The organism is Pseudomonas endophytica (assembly GCF_001411475.1).
In the GTDB taxonomy this organism is placed as follows: Bacteria; Pseudomonadota; Gammaproteobacteria; order Pseudomonadales; family Pseudomonadaceae; genus Aquipseudomonas; species Aquipseudomonas endophytica.
In genome coordinates this window covers 117,005-132,865 of the sequence record NZ_LLWH01000001.1, presented here as the reverse complement: position 1 = coordinate 132,865, position 15,861 = coordinate 117,005, and the positions used below count along the sequence as shown (strand labels likewise).

Below are 15,861 nucleotides of genomic sequence, written 5' to 3'. Positions count from 1 at the left end.
AAACAGTACTCTATTGTTTGTATTCCGGTTCTGCACCTCTGCGAACCGGACATCGCTCAGGAGTGACCCATGAAGATTGATCCGACCATCCTCGCAAAACTGGAAAACCTTGAGCCTAACCAGGTGGGAGTATTGGCTTGGTCATTACTCGCGTTTCCCCAGTTGCATGCAGGCGGTATCCCCGGCCAGCCTGATCCTGATAGCCCACAACCTACTGAACCTGGCGTACCAACCCTGCCGGATGAAGCTCCGCCTGCTCCTGTGGCGTAAAAAATCGTCGGTAGCTGCTGTGATCACCAGCAGCTACTGGAGTAGGCGCTATTTCAAATTGCCGCTCAAAAATTGCCTCAGTCGTTCGCTTTTAGGGTTACCCAATACCTCGCAGGGCGGACCTTGCTCCTCTATCAGCCCTTGATGGAGGAACACCACTTGGCTCGCGACTTGACGTGCAAAGTTCATTTCATGAGTCACCATGATCATCGTCCGGCCTTCCTCGGCTAAACCCTGAATAACCTTTAATACTTCGCCCACTAGTTCAGGGTCCAGCGCCGAGGTTGGTTCATCGAACAGCATCACCTCAGGTTCCATTGCCAGTGCCCGCGCAATCGCTACGCGCTGCTGTTGGCCGCCCGACAAGAAGGCTGGGTATTGATCGGCGACCCGTGCAGGCAAACCGACTTGATCCAGATAACGCCTTGCGCGCTCTTGCGCGTCCTTTTTGCTGACCCCCAGCACCCGGTGCGGTGCCAGAGTTACGTTCTCCAGCACAGTCATGTGGCTCCACAGGTTGAAGTGCTGAAACACCATGGCCAAGCGGGTGCGCAAGTGTTGTAACTCAGCTTCGTCGGCGACCCGCATGCCATTTGCATCACTGACCATACGAATCAATTTTCCATCAAGGCTGATCGCACCGTCGCTAGGGGATTCCAGAAAATTGATACAGCGCAAAAAGGTGCTTTTACCTGAACCACTGGCGCCAATCAGGCAAATAACATCCCCCGTTTTAGCGTTGAGCGATACACCTTTAAGCACTTCGTTGTCGCCATAACGCTTGTACAAGCCGTCTACGCTGAGTTTGTACATGCACACCTCAAGAAGAGAGAAGGTAGCCGCTGCGATAGGCTTCACGCCCCGCCACATGAGCAATCACCATGCCTGCAGTCGCCATTCGTCTCATGGATCGCGCATACAGCAAGCCCGCACGTGTGGAGTACACCGGGGTGAGACGATCACTGATAGGGTCAATAACGTCGGCCACTAACTGGCCAGCGCTCAGGTAGTCCCCGGGTTTGACGTGAAAAACTAGAACCCCACCGGCTGGAGACATGACAGGCTCGACACCGGCCAAAGGGGTAGCCGGGTAAAGCAGGTCAGGTAAAGGTCTGCATTCGCCTTGGATAGCCCCCAAAGTGATCAGGTAATCAAGCAGCGCCTCACAGTCTTGCTCCGCCAAAGCATGGCTAACATCGCCTTGCCCGCGCAATTCAACGGTCACTGAAAAACTGCCCTGTGGAATGGCAAAGCAATGCTCGAACCGTTGTTGTAGCGTCCACCATAACAAGGTGAAGCACTCATCAAACGACAGGCCGCCCGAGTCGGTTGCCAATAGGCTGGCCTGTGCCCCGAGGTAACGCGCCAGCGGTTCCACTTTCGGCCACGCATCGGGTGTGGTGTAAAGGTGGGCAACCGCTTCAAAATCGCAATGGAGGTCCAGTACCACATCGGCATCACACGCCAGTGTTTGTAAGGTCAGACGCTGAGATTGCAGTTGTGTAGAAGGGGCTTGAGCGGCCAGTGCCTTGCGCAGGTGCTGACGAATGATCAGTAGGTTGTGGTCCGGGTCCTCGTTCAACAGCCCTTCGACTTGATCGCCTATCTGTGCGCTGAGATCTAAAAAGTTTCGGTTGAAGTTTTGCCCACTTTCCAGCTCATAACGGCCTAGCGGCATGTCCATGACGACCTGCTCCAGGCCTACCGGATTGGCCACGGGCACCAGTACGATTTCGCTGATCAGGCGGCCGTCACTTTCCAATTCGGCGAGGCGTTTTTTCAGGTGCCAGGCCACCAGCATGCCAGGCAGCTCATCGGCATGCAGCGAGGCTTGAATGTAGATCTTGCCTTGCGGCGTGGTCGGGCCGTAATGGAAGCTATGAATATGCCGATCAGTCCCGGGAACAGGGGACAGGAGCGGGTGAGTTTGATGTCGCTGCATGTAAAAATCCTAGTGAGCAGGGCCGAGAAAGCTCAACCAGCGGCGTTCCGCCAGTCGAAACAAGCCAACCAAAATAAAGGTCACGCACAAATAGATGATGGCCGCGATACCAAACGACTGAAAGGTCAGGAACGTCGCTGAGTTCGCGTCCCGAGCGACTTTCAAGACATCAGGGATCGTCGCGGTAAAGGCCACAGTGGTTGAATGCAGCATCAGAATCACCTCATTGCTATAAAACGGCAACGAGCGGCGTAAGGCTGAAGGCATGATCACGTAGGCATATAGCTTCCAGCCACTCAAGCCATAAGCTTTAGCCGCTTCAATTTCACCGTGAGCCATGCTGCGGATGGCGCCGGAAAAAATCTCGGTGGTATAGGCACAGGTATTGAGGGCGAAAGCCAGAATCGTGCAATTCATGGCATCCCGGAAGAACTCATTGAGCAGCGGTTGAGCACGAACGGCGGCGATGCTGTAGATCCCGGTGTAGCAAATCAGCAACTGAATATACAGTGGCGTTCCCCGAAACAGGTACGTGTAAAACTGCACGGGCCAACGAATCCAGCGTCTGGATGAAACCCTAGCAATAGACAGGGGGATGGACAGCACAAAACCGATGACGAGTGCGGCGCTCAACAGCCATAGCGTCATGGCCAAGCCGGTGATTTGATGGCCGTCGCTGTATAGAAAGGGCTGCCAATACGCTTGCAACAGTTCGATCATCGTATGTTCTCCCGTACACCCAAGGCATAACGACGTTCCAGTCGACGCAAGATGACGTTCGATGCGCTAGTGATCGCCAGATAGATGAGTGCGGCGATCACCAGAAAGTAAAACAACTGATAGGTGCTTTTACCCGCATCCTGAGCGGCCTTGACCAAATCGGCTAAACCAATTATCGACACCAACGCGGTGGCTTTGAGCATCACCATCCAGTTATTGCCGATACCTGGAAGGGCGAAGCGCATCATTTGTGGGAACACTACAAAACGAAATCGTTGCCAGCGTTTAAGACCAAAGGCTGTCGCCGCCTCTGTCTGCCCGCGCGGTACTGAAAGGATCGCACCACGGAAGGTTTCGGTGAAATAGGCGCCGTAGATAAACCCCAGCGTAATCACACCTGCGTTGAATGGATTGATTTCGATGTAATCCCAATCCATTGCATCGGTAAACTCGGTCAGCCAAGTTTGTAGGCTATAAAAAATCAGCAGCATCAGCACCAGATCAGGTACGCCCCGAATCAGTGTGGTGTAGAGCTGGGCCGGGAGGCGTAGGAGTGCTAGGTGGGAGAGTTTGGCGCTGGCGCCGAGCAGTCCCAGCAATACGCTTAAGGCCAGCGATAGCACCGATAATTTAAGGGTCATCCAGGTCCCTTCTAGCAATAAGGGGCCAAACCCTTGCAAGCTCAACGCAGTCAATCCGAGGTTCTGAACGAGATTTTCAAGCATGACAGTCGAACCTTTGGCTTGTAAAAAGGCACCCACGTAGAGGTGGGTGCCCAAGTGTTATTTACCGCTGTAGAGGTTCAAGTCGCCAAAGTTCTTTTTCTGGATTTTTGCGTAGGTACCATCGTCGTGTAACGCTTTGATACCTTTGTTTAGGAGGTCTTTTAGCGCTTTGTTACCTTTATTGATGCCTATGGCTGTTTTAGAGGGCAGTAGCGGGTCGTCAATCGGCTCGCTGATTTCGTAGCCCGCGCCTTGCGGGGATTTCAAAAAGCCCAACTCGGCTTGCAGCATGTCTTGGATCGACGCGTCGAGACGCCCTGAAAGCAGGTCGGCATACACTTGATCCTGGTTGGCGTAGGCCTGGGTTTTAACGCCGGCCTTATCCAGCACCGCTTTGGCATAGGCTTCTTGGATCGTGCCTTGTTCATAGCCTACGGTTTTGCCTTTGAGCGAAGCGGTATCGGCGCTTAGTCCTGAACCTTGTTTGTACACCAGCGAGGTTGGGCCAGAGAACAGCTCGTTAGAGAAATCAATGACTTTTTCTCGAGCGGGTGTGACGGTCATTGACGAGATAACGCCATCGAATTTTTTGGCTTTCAGCCCTGGAATCATGCCGTCAAAGTCGGACTCGACCCACTTGCACTTCACTTTCAGCTCGGCACAGATGGCGTTGCCCAAGTCGATATCAAAGCCCACCAAGCTGCCATCTGCGGCCTTGGACTCAAACGGCGCATAGGAAGGATCCACCCCGAAACGAAGCTCCTTGTACTCTTTGGCCAAAACAGAGCCCGCAGCCATGCATAACGTCAGTGCTGAAAGGGCCAGAAATGCTTTTTTCATTATTCAATCCCTATAACCAGTGTGAGTACAGTTGCTGGAGTGCTACGACTCGATAGAAGTAGCAATAACCGAACCACATAGGGCAGAGAGAGCATATAAAGAGTGGTGAAGGGAGTGACGGGGAGCGCTAATGCTCCCCCAATGTGCGTTGAAAATTAGGTGATCTAGAACAGTGCGCGCCGCTAAAGATTAAACCGCTCGTGGGCAGATCGAGCTTATTTATGAAGGCGCCCACTCGATCATTTTGACCTAGCGAGCACCTACTTTCGCGAGCAAGCCTGGCACCGCCCAAACAATGGGTTCTATTTTTCGGGCACCAAGGTGAGGTGTGTCTTGCCGTAGACCCGATCAACGTTTTTCGGCTGCATCGGAAAGCTCATGTATTGGCCTTTTAGCCACGAATCAATACCGTCAGCGTAATGTGGGCTGGCCGGGTTGCTGGATTGTCCGGTGCTGTTTTGAGCCATCATTGGTTCGCTCTGACCAAAGTCGACGATCATGCGCATGGCCGGAATAACCGTGGTCGTAAAGTTGTTACTGCCAAGGGTGTATGCCGCCACGTTTAGGGTGGTGTGATCACCACCCGCGGCAATAGGCCCGCGCACGGTTTGGCCGTTGGTATTGCGCCATAGATAGTGATGCAGTTTGCCCCATTGCCATGCGCGGTGGTCACTGCCCATCAGGCTGTCACCCGCAGTGATTGTGGCCGCTAAGCTACGGGCCAAAATGGCAGGTTTATCTTCTTTTTGAGGGGTGCGGGTGTCGTCCCAGAACGGGCTATCCTCACGCCCCAGCAAGTGATCGCTGACCGCCGAGTACGACAGACTGTTAGTGGCGATAAAGGCTTTCCAGCTGTCGCTCGATTCAGGGCCGAGTTTGTCGAGGAAGATCTGTTTGCCGCTTTCTTGCAAGAACAACTCATACAACGCTGCATCGCTTGAAGTGGGACTGAGCTTGCCGTCAAAGGCCATCAGCCGGTCTAGAGCTTCGCGGGCCTTGGTCTGATCTGCCGCAGGTAAAGCCGCGATGGCTTGTTTAAGGGGGGGGGGCATACCGGGTGCGTTCAACATGGCCTTGAGTTTGGCGGCAAATAACGTGGTTTGGTCGTACTGCATGGCGATCATGCTGCGTGTATCTTGTTTGCCGCTGCCCGCCAATTGGGCGAGCCGCTCACTGCGCTCGGGCGATAGCCACGAATTGGACAGCTGCATGCCGTAACCGTACGCCGCTGTACGCTGGTTAGCCGTGCCCAACCAACCTTGCGCCGGGTCTTGATCGTAAGGGTGGAGCATAGCGTCGGCGTAACCGTCCCAGTCATAGCGGCCGTCCCAGCCCGGAGACGGATACAGGCCCAGACCCTCGCGGCGGTTAGGGTACTGGCCAGTGACCTGCCAGCCGATGTGGCTGGCATCGGCATACAGAAGATTCAGTGCAATAGCACGGATTTCGCGGGAGGCGTCTGACGCGTTTTCACTGTTTTGCGCGCGAGACAAATCGAAGAACGCATCCAGTGTTTTGTCGCCCTTGAAGTCGGGAGTTTGTAACGCCAAGCCCAAGCTGCTATTGAGCGCAGTGGTCGTGCCTACAGCGCTGTTGAGCAGGGGGCCGTGGCGTGTTTCGTAAATAGCTTCGCGAATCGGACGCTGGCCTTTGACGAAAAATGTTTCGTTACGCACCGTAGCGGGTAGCCATTTACCGTCGGCCAGGTAGTACAGGGAGTTGCCCTGACGTTTGAGCTTTTCCAAGAACACATCTTGGTTATCGCCCATGGCCATGCTCATGCCCCACGCCACTTTACCGTTGAAGCCTGCGAACAGGGTGGGTAAACCCGCAATTGAAGCCCCGGCCGCTTGATATTTAGGCGCCCGTATTTGCACGTAATTCCATGCCGAGGGAATGCCAATCGGCTGGTGAATATCGTTGGCTAGCAGGCTTTTGCCGTTTCGGCTGCGCTGTGGGCCAATGGCCCAATCGCTGGATGCTGTGACACCGGGTAAATTGAGTTCAGCCACGCGCTCAAGCGCGTGGGTCACGCCGCTTAAGCCTTGCAGTTGGCTGGCCAGATTTAGGCCATTGAGTTTTTCGGCTTCAGCGGTAGGCAGTTGTTCATTGGGGTACGTCGGCGTCAGCCAGGCCAGTTTGTTGGTGGCCATTGTTTGCGCCAGTACCAGAGTGTTGAGTTCTTCTTGCAAATTGACCGAGGTCGAGAAGTTCAACAGGCTGAATATCAGTGCCGAGTCTTCAGGCTTCCAGTATTGCGTTCGATAGCCCGCTTGCGCGAGATCGGTAGGCAGCTTGTCGCGGTAGCGGAACAGATATGCGTTGACGCCACGGGCATAGACTTCAAAGAATTTTTTGAGACGCGGCGAGGCGCTCTTATACAGCTCGTCAGCATTCTTTTTTAAATTGATGCTGCGCATCAAACGGTCTGTGTCTAGTGCGTCAGCGCCGTCTAGCTCGGCCAAGCGACCTTGAGCCAATAACCGCATGCGCACCATTTGGCTGATACGGTCACCTGCATGCACATAACCTAATGTGAACAATGCATCGTGGAAACTACTGCTTTCGATTAGCGGGACGCCTTGACTGTTACGTCGAACCGAGACGTTTTGAGCCAGACCTTTTAGCGGCTCCACACCGGAAGTGGGCACCAGGCTGTCGTTAGACAGGGAGTTTAACTGGCAACCGGACAAGCCCAGCAGGCTGACCATTGCCGCGGCAGCGCCGAACCTAGGTAAAAAATGAGTGAGGGCTGGCGAGGCCATGGCAAAGCTCCTGCGGGGGAATGTCATCGAAAGGCGCTACGTTAGTGAGGCCGATGACACTGCGCAAGCGCTATCAACAGCAAGCGCTTTAAGCGCTGCCGGATGCTGCGAAAGAGGAAGAAGCCTCGTGCTTTTAGTCGCCGCACAGGCTCAAGGCAGGTGCGGCACGTGCGGGGCTGTCTGAAGAATCAGGCGCCGTGGCACTTCTTAAATTTTTTGCTGCTGCCACATGGGCAAGCGTCGTTACGGCCTACGTCTTTCAAGGCATTACGTACCGGCTCTTGAGGGGCGTGGCCGCAGTTAGGGCCGTGTACGTGGCCATGATCGTGGGCATGGTCGTGATGATGCTCGTGATCGTGGTTACAGTCGGGGCCATGAACGTGGGGTTGTTGGGTCATTACTCAATCACTCTGAAATAAAATCGCCGGGCATTATCTCGCCTTTACGCACCACGTGCACGTCGTAACCGAAGAACAGACCGGTCTGTAACGTACCGTCGAGCCGATAGGGTATAGCTTGGTCGGGGGATTCGAGCAATTTGATCAGCGGGCGCATGTGCTGCCACAAGTTGGTACGAATCGGCACCACCAGATCAGCATGGCTATTGGGGTCGACGCTAAACCAGTGGCTGTACTCACCTTCGGTCAGTTTTACCGGCCCCAGATAAACGCTGTAGATCAACCCGCGCACGGTGAGGGTGGAGTCATTGGGGTTGTCGATTCTGAAATGCAGCTTGAAGCGTTGTTCCAGCAGCTTAGCCCGAATCAGTTCGACTTGTTCCAGATGCACCTGCGGATCTTTGTCATCTGAGTCAAACCATGAGGCGCAACCTGACAGCGCCAAGAACATGACCAGCGCGAGGGTTTTGGTTAAGCGAGCTCTAGAGTCCATTCTTTACTCCCGGCTTATTGGCCGAAGAAACCCGCACAGCATTTTTTGAACTTAAACCCGCTGGTACAAGGGCAGGAGTCATTACGCCCGATCTTGAGTGACACTGTGGGGTCGATGAAGTACCAACGGTCAGCATTTTGCACAAATGACGAGCGTTCGCGATGGCTGTGTTCACCGCCAGCATCATGCCAACGTGCGGTAAAGGTTACAAAAGCGTGCTCAGGCTGGCCTCCGAACACTTCATTGCTTTCAACTTCCAGACCTAGCCATGTGCTTTGAGCGCTCCATTGTGCAATGGACTGACGGTCGAGCCCTGCTTGCTGTACAGGTAGCGTAGTGCTGACAAGATAGTCAATTAGGCCCAACACATAGGCGCTGTAGCGCGAACGCATCAGGGTTTCGGCGCTGGGTGCCGGGTGGCCGGCGTGATATTGCCCACAGCAGGCACTCAGCACGTTGCCGCTGCCGCACGGGCAAATGGATGTACTCATCGGCTTACCACCAATACTTACCAAAATTTTCCGGGTTGGCCCAAAACCTGGCATTTAGCCAGTCAGGTACTTGTTTGTATTCACGTAAGTCGTAAGTAAAGAGCGTCAATATCTGTTCGTCACGCTGAAAACGCTCATTGCTTTGTAGGGCTAAAGCGTAAAAGTCCGTTTCTTTCCAGTTGCAGGCTGTGAGATCCGCCAGCACGGCCATGCGGCTGGCATTTAGGTTGCGAATCCCTCCCAACAATTCCAGCCCTGTCCGCTTGGGTAGATGCTCCAAGCAGTCGACCACTAATGCGAGATCGAAACGCTGCGCTGCCACGTCAGCGGGTAATGCACCTGGCGTCGCATGGGCTACAACCACAGCCGGGTGTGCGCTTATAAAAGCCTCCAGCGCCGGAAAGTGACTGGCGCCAACAACCAACACACGCTCAGGCGCGTAACTATCAAGCAACGCAGCCAACGCTTGCTGAGGCGTTCGGCTGGAAAAAGCGGGGAGCGTCATCTCAAGTCCTCAATCAGAGCGCTCAAGACTAGCGTGCTCAGAGCGTGCGGCCTAGGGTTGTTGATGTTTCAGTGCGAGCTGGAGCGCTAAAAGAGATAACGGGATACCGCCTTTAACGGCTAATGGCGTGCGCAAATACCTGAAAGGTCTTATGACCACTCAGCTATTAAAGGGATTTACATGTCCACGTTAACGGTTCTCAACCCACTCTCTCAAACGCCAACTTCACCCATTCAGCAGGCGGTTTATACGCGTTTTGCAACCCGGCCGCGCATTGATGAACTCATTCAAACCACACTGATGGCTGCGCTTCTTGAACGCTATCCCACGCTAACGATTGACTTGTCCAGCACTCGACTGGCAATCCCGCACGAAGGCGGAGGGTGGAGCTTGCCTCTGTTTATTGATCGTGTGTTGGCGTATCTGGTCGAGGAGGCTCCGTTTGAGATCAGCCATCTCAGCCCTCACAATTATCATTTTTTGGCTGATCACGAGGGTAATCGACTCAAGCTTGCCGAGGGGTATGAAGTCGATATGCGCTTCATAGAAGCCCTTGTGAAAGAGTTGCCTTGGCGCCTGCCGATAGAGTTCAAAAGTGCGCTGAGTCAATTTTGGAATGAGAGCATTGAGGATGGCCTCAGCCGCTGGAAATGGCTTGCCAACGTTCTGAAAGACTCGCTAACAATGACAATCGTGCAGTCGAGCACATTGAGTGATCCTGTGCTCGAATCAGTACGCCAAGTACTTGATTATCCGCAAAGTGAAGAAAGGTATGAGCTATACGGGGATCACGCGACCCGTACCTATTACATCGAGTCCACGCTGACGACCGCGGGGGTTACTGAGAGGCTGATCAAGCCCCATCTTTTGTTAGTCCGTTACCCACAAGGCCAGATGCATCTGCCTCTGGTGATGCTGTGTCTGCCAGAGGGGACGATCCAAACATTTAGTTCAATAGAGGCTGCTACACAGTCTAGGGCCAGAAGTGCGGATTCAGTTTACGCAGTCGATACGATTACGACCCAGTGCTACGAGATAGAAGGGGATGTATTCGAAGCAGAAGCGGGGCTAATACTGAGTTTGCACATGAGCAATATTTCTAAGCTTAAGCTGCCCTGCGCTGTCGGGCTAGAAACGCTCAAGGCCACCTGTTCAAAGATTACCGATTCTTCAGCGTTGTTTCTCAAAGCACCCTTCGCCTCGTCTGACACGCTGAGTCGGCTGCAATTGAAGCTCCCTGACTGGATGACAAAAGCATCCCGTGCGGATCAGGCGCAGTACCGCTCTTGGAGTCTGGCGTTAGCCCGTGCGAAAAAGGTCTCCCAAGGGCTGACTTACCTCAGTGGCATTGCTGACATTCACAGCTTTACCGTGACTTCGCTAAAACAACAGATCCAACGTGATCAGCAACGTTATGAGCAGCCAGTACCAAGTGCTGCTGCATCTGCAACCTTTGAGCCTGACGATATAGAGCTGACGTTCTTGCTGGTAGCGGGCACATTTCTACCGGGCAGTACCGATGCTACGGGGGTGGTCGAGCTGGTGAAAATGACCCTGACCGAATTAGCGCTTAAAAACCTCTGCGGTAAACCTCGGGGAGAGCTTATAAAGGTGGAGCATCGCCAAGGGCAATCGTTACCAACGTGGTTTTCAGGGCGTTACATCACTCAAAGCAACGGGTTGATCGAGTCTGTCGATATCGGCAAAACCTACCCTGAAAAATTGAAGGCTTATCTGTTGGATGACTTGCCTTCACGAACAGTTCGCGAAAAGCGTTTTTCTGAACAACTCAAGTGGCAATTGCCTCTGCAAGCGCTGGAGTTGAGCCTTAAAGGCGAGTCCGGCATGTCACCCGTGGGCGTACGTTATGTGGCAGCGCTTCTGCAGACCGATCACCAAGAGCGCTTTACGGACGGGCAGCAAATAGTCATACGTGCATTGGCGTTGCTCAGCAATAGCGAGGCCAAGTCTGACGTCGTGAGCAATATGTTCATCATCGAACCACTGAATACCGATGCTGGACCGCATGTTTTATACCGGCCTTTGTATGCCAATTCCTTGATCGAATTTGCCTCCCGACAAGATTTGATAAATACCATCGCGCAACCTGGTGAGCTGCAAACCAGTGTGTTGACTTGGTTAACCGACGCAGCAAGAACTATTTACGACAATGGAGGTTTCAAAGAGCCGCACTACATACGTTTCATCGGTGAAGATAGTTTTCCGGTGACTGCATTTGAAAAGATCGAACCTGTAAAGCTTGCCGTCAATGGGGCGAGTGATGACTTGATTCAGCATCTGCGCAACGGTCAACTCTTGCCTTACCTGTATCAAGTCAACGCGCTGACGCTCATACATCAGGCAGATCACAACACTGTCTCCAATCGTGAAAGTCGGTGGAGCATTTTCCTTGAGGGGGCCAACCTTTTTTTTAATATTTTTGTGCTGCCCCATCTTCGAGGGCCAGTGATGCTGACAGCCTGGTTTGTGTTGCTGGTCGAAGCACTAGTCCGGGATATACCGGCGTTGGGCAGTGATGTCGCGGTGGTTCGCGAGTTGGCAGTGGTTGATTTACTGCAAAATCTGGCGATGGTGCTATTTCAGTTGAATTCGAGCCCTCCCCCTTTACAGCCTACTCGGCCCGCAAAAGGGGCGTCACAACTGCGTAGAAACACAATGGCCATGCGAATATCAAAGGAGTGGCCTGCGCACCCGCCCGCCGTCGTTAAAGAAGGGGTGATGGTTATGGCTGGGGAGTGGCAAAAAAAAGTCAGTCAAGATCTGGACTTCAGTTTTGCCAATGCCAGCAATCGGCTTACGCCGAGTTTGCGTCAAAAGCTTTCACAGCTTGCAGTACCCAAGCCGACTCCTTTGCCGTTACCGGAGTCGTCGGGTGCTCGCGCCGGCCTCTATAGGGTAAATGAGTCTTGGTATGCCTTGCTTGACGATGCGCTTTACCCTGTACTTATTGAAGCCGGTGAAGTGAGCATTGAAGGCGGGCCTCATTTGCAGTTAGATGGTCATAACCACTGGTCGTTAGACCTGAGGTTGAGGTTGAGTGGTGGTGCCCCTGGCAAACAGATACAAGCATTGCGTGAACGTAAGGCACGGCGAGTGGCCGAGTTACGCGATGAATTAATGAAGTCAGTGCTAGAACATGGCGACGTTATAAAAAAAATTAAACTTGAAGAGACAATAGTCAAAGTATTTGAAAGTGATCCGCGTAGAACAGAGGGTGAGGTACTGAATCAGCGCCAAAAATTCTTGAAGGAAGTAATGTCCGATATTGAAAGGCTGGAGTCATTAATTGCCAGTAATAAGGAGCGGCAAGCGTTAGGCGTTGGGCTGTCGAATACAGTGCTGATAGGGTACATGGACACAATCGTTATTTATCTCGATTTGTGCATGAGGCAGTTTGATAAAATGCGGCCGGTCGTAAATGCCAAATGGATGAACATGGACTTCACCCAGGGTGCGTCCTCTGTGACTGAACGGGATGTGTACTCGGCAAAAGTAGTGCAATACAGAGCGTTTATGAAGGCCACCATTGAGCTGAATTCACAGAGCATACAGTGGCTTGAAAAGATCAACAGATACATCGACGAACTGGCCGGGCTGGGGTCAGAAGGCAGTGAAAAATCCGAGCGCTTACGCCAAGAACATCTGGGTGGCCAGCTCACCCCCTTAAATATCAAGCAACTTCAAGTGTTAGCGTTGGAAAGCGTCAGCCTTAACGTTTTTAATGAGGCGCTGGAAGTGGCATTGAGTGAGTTAGTTATGCCACTTCGTGAGCAAATACAAACTCACGATCAACTCAATAAACTGGATTTTACGACCTCTGAGCGTCTAGATGTTCTGAACAGTTTGGTAGAACAATATGGTCACGTGCTAGATGGGCTTCTAAGTTTTCGCGTTGTGAATGCGGAAGAAGTCGACGCTCAGGCCTTCCAAGCCCTGATTGACTTGTTGGAGGGTGTTTATAAAGAGGCTGAACAACAACTGGCAAATGAGCTTGAGCCTCTTAAGGCGTCGAGTAAAAAAATCAAAAGGAAACGGCAGCCATTATCCACTCTCCCACACAAACGCATTTTCAAGACGCGCACTAAGGGGCGATTGATTGGGGACTTGAAACCAGTGCAGGAGGGCGCAACGCAACAAACGGTAGAAGTACGTAACGATCAAAACAATGAAGTACTGTCCACCTATATTAAAGAGGGTGAAAACTGGAATGCAGTGTCTGTTGCGCGTCCTGTGGTGCCAACGCCTCCAAAGCGTGTGCTTGCTGAGATTAAAAAAGAGGCTTTGAAGCTTTACGGGATGGCAGATGTTCATCTAAAGCGTTCAGAGGGCCTTATCAATAGCGCTAGGTTTCCTCAGGAGGCTGAGGAAGTTTTATTGCATGTGGCTGATCGTTTGGGTCAGAGCGCCTCTGACCTCGAAGAGGCCAGTAAGACTGATGCCGAAGCTTGGCGGCAAAGGGAGGATTTGGAGTTAGTAGGTGGCATGCGAGCCAGAGCCTTAGAGATGAGGTCAAGCGCTCAAGCTTTGCGGGTTCGTCTTAGCCTGAAATTGCCACCTACTCATGGCACGCTTCAATATCTGCTAGAAAAGCAACTCGTGAGCATCACGTTGAATCGCACACGCCAGAAGCTTAAAAGAGATTTCATTGATGAATATGCCATCAGGGATGGGGGCGGAAATTTAATCTGGTGCGCTCACTTCCACTACAAAGAAGCCAATACGCCTAAAGCGGATTACGACGTGGCGCATCTCAAACTCTGGAGCCAACGCACGGCTGATTATTGGTCGCTCAAGGACAAGGCGAAAAGCCAGCATGAAGTGGTAGAGGTCTATCGCAGCCAAATCGGCAAGAATATTGCTGAGCAGTGGTTCTTACCATTAACCACGTAATGACCTTGCGGGCGGGTTGTGACCTCGCGGGCATGAAATGTGTTTTGAGATATTTTTTGCAGAGGGCTCTGGCGTATCTATCGCGCTAGCCGTTAAGGTTCGCTTAAAGAAAAATAGAGAAAGGGCTGTTGCATGAAGGTGCTTTGGGGGTTGGGGAAGGGGCTGGCGTTGTTGTTTTGGGTTGTCGTTGCCATCAATATTGTTAAACCCATGATCAATCCATTTGATCTGCTGATTAGTTTGGCAGGTAGTTTGTTATTTTTGACGCATTTGCTTGAGTTGCTGTTGTTTAATCGCAGTCTGCAAGGGCGTCCATCTCCATGGCGTGACCGTCTGTACATCCTTCTACTCGGCATCCTGCACATTCAAACTCTCCCTAAATCTCCCGGACAGGACAACAGTCATGCGTAAGTTATGGATAGCGGCTGCTCTGTGCAGCCCTTTCGCACAGGCCGATGTAGTGCAGGTCGAAGCCAATTCGATGATGCGATTACCCGCCAATGTGGCCGTTTTAAAACTCGAACGCCTTAATGTCGCGGATTACGGCACGCTACTGATCCCTGCGAGCGTAAGCCAAGTCGACATTGACCAACTGCACCTAGGGCGTGAGTCACGCATTGTGATAGTGCCCGCTGAGCGAAGCATTGAGCTGCGGGTGGCGAATGCCGAGCTGGAGGACGGCAGCCAAATCAGTACCCGTGGCGCGCCGGGGAGCTTTGAAAGACCAGCCAGCCCCGGGCGTGATCTGAACCTGAGAATCGAGTCGCTACGCGCCGCACAATTGTCCATCGACGCCCGTGGCGGCACAGGGGCGCCGGGTTATGCCGGCTTGGATGGCGGTAATGGTGCTGAGCCAGGTTGTACGTGGGGGGCGGCCGGAGCGGGCGCTAATGGAAGCGATGGTGGCAATGGCCATCAGGGAGCTGCTGGCGCACAGGTTCGGGTCGAACTGCCGGGGGACTTCGCAGATGAGCAGATAAAAGTGTTAGTTGATGGCGGTGCAGGGGGCAAAGCAGGTGCGGCTGGACGGGCAGGTGCAGGGGGCAAGTCCAAAGGCTGCGTTGTTTATCGTACCGATGGCGGTAAATCGGGTCGCCCAGGGCTAAGCGGGCAACCGGGCGAAGCGGGGCCAGCGGGCGCGGTGTCGGTTCAGCGTTTGTAATCACTAGCAGGTCGTCAACGTAACCTCGTAGCCGTTGCCGAGTTGCGCAAGGTTACGTCCGATTGCTGGGTGCCCTTCTACAGACAAGGCATAAAGCCAGTTGTGGAATGTTTGATCTAAAAGATCCTCTAAAGCATCGGCCGTGCCCCGGCAATTGCGACCACTGCTAGCCCGATCAGCAAGTTGCACCCGACCAACCGTCGAACTCGCCCCATCACCGCTGCACCTTCAGTCCATTGCTGCGCTTCAACGGCCCTGCGCAACTCAGGCAATTGCAGCGACTGCACGCGCATAAACAGCGCCACCATTACGATGTACAACCCCATCATGATCTGCACATAACGCGGCGCCGTTTCAAAGCCAGTGAAGCGTATTTGCAGCAAACCGACACCGCTGATCGGCAAAATAACCACCGCGACCCACACCCAGCCAAAAAAACGTTGAAAGACTTCTACCCATAGTTTTAACCGGGCAGGCCCGTCAAGAGCCGCCATTGCGGCGGGGCGTAGGATCATCCAGGCGAAAAACATTCCACCCACCCAGATCAGGGCTGCCAGCAAATGCAGGCTGTAAGCAACAGCAAAAGGGGTCATTAGGGTACTCCGTTCGGCGCAGGATCAATTAGCGGGGTATGATAGC

At 53.1% G+C, this 15,861-nt stretch carries 15 protein-coding genes; 4 read left to right on the top strand and 11 right to left on the bottom strand.

Annotated features, from left to right (window positions below):
* The first annotated feature begins 69 nt into the window (after nucleotides 1-69).
* Nucleotides 70-270, top strand: coding sequence for a hypothetical protein (locus AQS70_RS00580; RefSeq protein WP_055101007.1), 201 nt, complete (start codon nucleotides 70-72; stop codon nucleotides 268-270).
* Nucleotides 271-318: 48 nt separating this feature from the next.
* Here the strand turns inward: AQS70_RS00580 and AQS70_RS00575 are convergent, their stop codons facing one another.
* The 10 genes from AQS70_RS00575 to AQS70_RS00530 all read right to left on the bottom strand — a co-directional run bounded on the left by AQS70_RS00575 (nucleotide 319) and on the right by AQS70_RS00530 (nucleotide 9,149).
* Nucleotides 319-1,083 (bottom strand): ABC transporter ATP-binding protein, encoded by a 765-nt coding sequence (locus AQS70_RS00575; RefSeq protein WP_055101006.1) that lies wholly within the window; start codon nucleotides 1,081-1,083, stop codon nucleotides 319-321.
* Between the two features lie 7 nt (nucleotides 1,084-1,090).
* Nucleotides 1,091-2,212, bottom strand: a complete 1,122-nt coding sequence (locus AQS70_RS00570) for a succinylglutamate desuccinylase/aspartoacylase family protein (protein WP_055101005.1) — start codon at nucleotides 2,210-2,212, stop codon at nucleotides 1,091-1,093.
* Between the two features lie 9 nt (nucleotides 2,213-2,221).
* Nucleotides 2,222-2,932: an ABC transporter permease gene (locus tag AQS70_RS00565; protein ID WP_055101004.1), complete on the bottom strand. Its 711-nt coding sequence runs from the start codon at nucleotides 2,930-2,932 to the stop codon at nucleotides 2,222-2,224.
* On the bottom strand, nucleotides 2,929-3,657 hold the full coding sequence (locus AQS70_RS00560) for an ABC transporter permease (protein WP_055101003.1): 729 nt from the start codon (nucleotides 3,655-3,657) through the stop codon (nucleotides 2,929-2,931). The genes AQS70_RS00565 and AQS70_RS00560 overlap by 4 nt, the downstream gene beginning before the upstream one ends.
* 57 nt (nucleotides 3,658-3,714) lie before the next feature.
* Nucleotides 3,715-4,497: a transporter substrate-binding domain-containing protein gene (locus AQS70_RS00555; protein ID WP_055101002.1), complete on the bottom strand. Its 783-nt coding sequence runs from the start codon at nucleotides 4,495-4,497 to the stop codon at nucleotides 3,715-3,717.
* Between the two features lie 302 nt (nucleotides 4,498-4,799).
* Entirely contained in the window at nucleotides 4,800-7,262 is a 2,463-nt protein-coding gene (locus AQS70_RS00550; RefSeq protein ID WP_055101001.1) for a penicillin acylase family protein, read from the bottom strand.
* A gap of 188 nt (nucleotides 7,263-7,450) precedes the next feature.
* Nucleotides 7,451-7,660 (bottom strand): SEC-C metal-binding domain-containing protein, encoded by a 210-nt coding sequence (locus tag AQS70_RS23005; RefSeq protein ID WP_082428000.1) that lies wholly within the window; start codon nucleotides 7,658-7,660, stop codon nucleotides 7,451-7,453.
* Nucleotides 7,661-7,667: 7 nt separating this feature from the next.
* Entirely contained in the window at nucleotides 7,668-8,153 is a 486-nt protein-coding gene (locus AQS70_RS00540) for an LEA/WHy family protein (protein ID WP_055100999.1), read from the bottom strand.
* A gap of 14 nt (nucleotides 8,154-8,167) precedes the next feature.
* Nucleotides 8,168-8,644, bottom strand: a complete 477-nt coding sequence (locus AQS70_RS00535; protein WP_055100998.1) for a YchJ family protein — start codon at nucleotides 8,642-8,644, stop codon at nucleotides 8,168-8,170.
* Between the two features lie 4 nt (nucleotides 8,645-8,648).
* A complete protein-coding gene (locus AQS70_RS00530; RefSeq protein WP_055100997.1) occupies nucleotides 8,649-9,149 on the bottom strand; it encodes a DUF6231 family protein in 501 nt (166 codons plus the stop codon).
* A gap of 180 nt (nucleotides 9,150-9,329) precedes the next feature.
* Here AQS70_RS00530 and AQS70_RS00525 point away from each other — a divergent pair, with 180 nt between their 5' ends.
* From AQS70_RS00525 to AQS70_RS00515, 3 genes are all read left to right on the top strand, one after another.
* Nucleotides 9,330-14,060, top strand: a complete 4,731-nt coding sequence (locus AQS70_RS00525) for a dermonecrotic toxin domain-containing protein (RefSeq protein ID WP_055100996.1) — start codon at nucleotides 9,330-9,332, stop codon at nucleotides 14,058-14,060.
* Between the two features lie 132 nt (nucleotides 14,061-14,192).
* Nucleotides 14,193-14,471 carry a DUF1145 domain-containing protein gene (locus tag AQS70_RS00520; protein ID WP_055100995.1) on the top strand — a complete coding sequence of 93 codons (279 nt, stop codon included), beginning with the start codon at nucleotides 14,193-14,195 and terminating at the stop codon, nucleotides 14,469-14,471.
* Entirely contained in the window at nucleotides 14,464-15,222 is a 759-nt protein-coding gene (locus AQS70_RS00515; protein WP_055100994.1) for a hypothetical protein, read from the top strand. Before AQS70_RS00520 ends, AQS70_RS00515 begins: the two co-directional genes overlap by 8 nt.
* A gap of 128 nt (nucleotides 15,223-15,350) precedes the next feature.
* Here the strand turns inward: AQS70_RS00515 and AQS70_RS00510 are convergent, their stop codons facing one another.
* Entirely contained in the window at nucleotides 15,351-15,815 is a 465-nt protein-coding gene (locus AQS70_RS00510) for a CopD family protein (RefSeq protein WP_055100993.1), read from the bottom strand.
* Between the last annotated feature and the right edge of the window lie 46 nt (nucleotides 15,816-15,861).

What these genes read in the sequence shown, in the direction of transcription:
- AQS70_RS00530 (WP_055100997.1), bottom strand. Translation starts at nt 9,149, where the DNA reads ATGACGCTCCCCGCTTTTTCCAGCCGAACGCCTCAGCAAGCGTTGGCT.
- AQS70_RS00565 (WP_055101004.1), bottom strand. Translation starts at nt 2,932, where the DNA reads ATGATCGAACTGTTGCAAGCGTATTGGCAGCCCTTTCTATACAGCGAC.
- AQS70_RS00570 (WP_055101005.1), bottom strand. Translation starts at nt 2,212, where the DNA reads ATGCAGCGACATCAAACTCACCCGCTCCTGTCCCCTGTTCCCGGGACT.
- AQS70_RS00560 (WP_055101003.1), bottom strand. Translation starts at nt 3,657, where the DNA reads ATGCTTGAAAATCTCGTTCAGAACCTCGGATTGACTGCGTTGAGCTTG.
- AQS70_RS00550 (WP_055101001.1), bottom strand. Translation starts at nt 7,262, where the DNA reads ATGGCCTCGCCAGCCCTCACTCATTTTTTACCTAGGTTCGGCGCTGCC.
- AQS70_RS00580 (WP_055101007.1), top strand. Translation starts at nt 70, where the DNA reads ATGAAGATTGATCCGACCATCCTCGCAAAACTGGAAAACCTTGAGCCT.
- AQS70_RS00515 (WP_055100994.1), top strand. Translation starts at nt 14,464, where the DNA reads ATGCGTAAGTTATGGATAGCGGCTGCTCTGTGCAGCCCTTTCGCACAG.
- AQS70_RS00575 (WP_055101006.1), bottom strand. Translation starts at nt 1,083, where the DNA reads ATGTACAAACTCAGCGTAGACGGCTTGTACAAGCGTTATGGCGACAAC.
- AQS70_RS00555 (WP_055101002.1), bottom strand. Translation starts at nt 4,497, where the DNA reads ATGAAAAAAGCATTTCTGGCCCTTTCAGCACTGACGTTATGCATGGCT.
- AQS70_RS00535 (WP_055100998.1), bottom strand. Translation starts at nt 8,644, where the DNA reads ATGAGTACATCCATTTGCCCGTGCGGCAGCGGCAACGTGCTGAGTGCC.
- AQS70_RS00525 (WP_055100996.1), top strand. Translation starts at nt 9,330, where the DNA reads ATGTCCACGTTAACGGTTCTCAACCCACTCTCTCAAACGCCAACTTCA.
- AQS70_RS23005 (WP_082428000.1), bottom strand. Translation starts at nt 7,660, where the DNA reads ATGACCCAACAACCCCACGTTCATGGCCCCGACTGTAACCACGATCAC.
- AQS70_RS00540 (WP_055100999.1), bottom strand. Translation starts at nt 8,153, where the DNA reads ATGGACTCTAGAGCTCGCTTAACCAAAACCCTCGCGCTGGTCATGTTC.
- AQS70_RS00510 (WP_055100993.1), bottom strand. Translation starts at nt 15,815, where the DNA reads ATGACCCCTTTTGCTGTTGCTTACAGCCTGCATTTGCTGGCAGCCCTG.
- AQS70_RS00520 (WP_055100995.1), top strand. Translation starts at nt 14,193, where the DNA reads ATGAAGGTGCTTTGGGGGTTGGGGAAGGGGCTGGCGTTGTTGTTTTGG.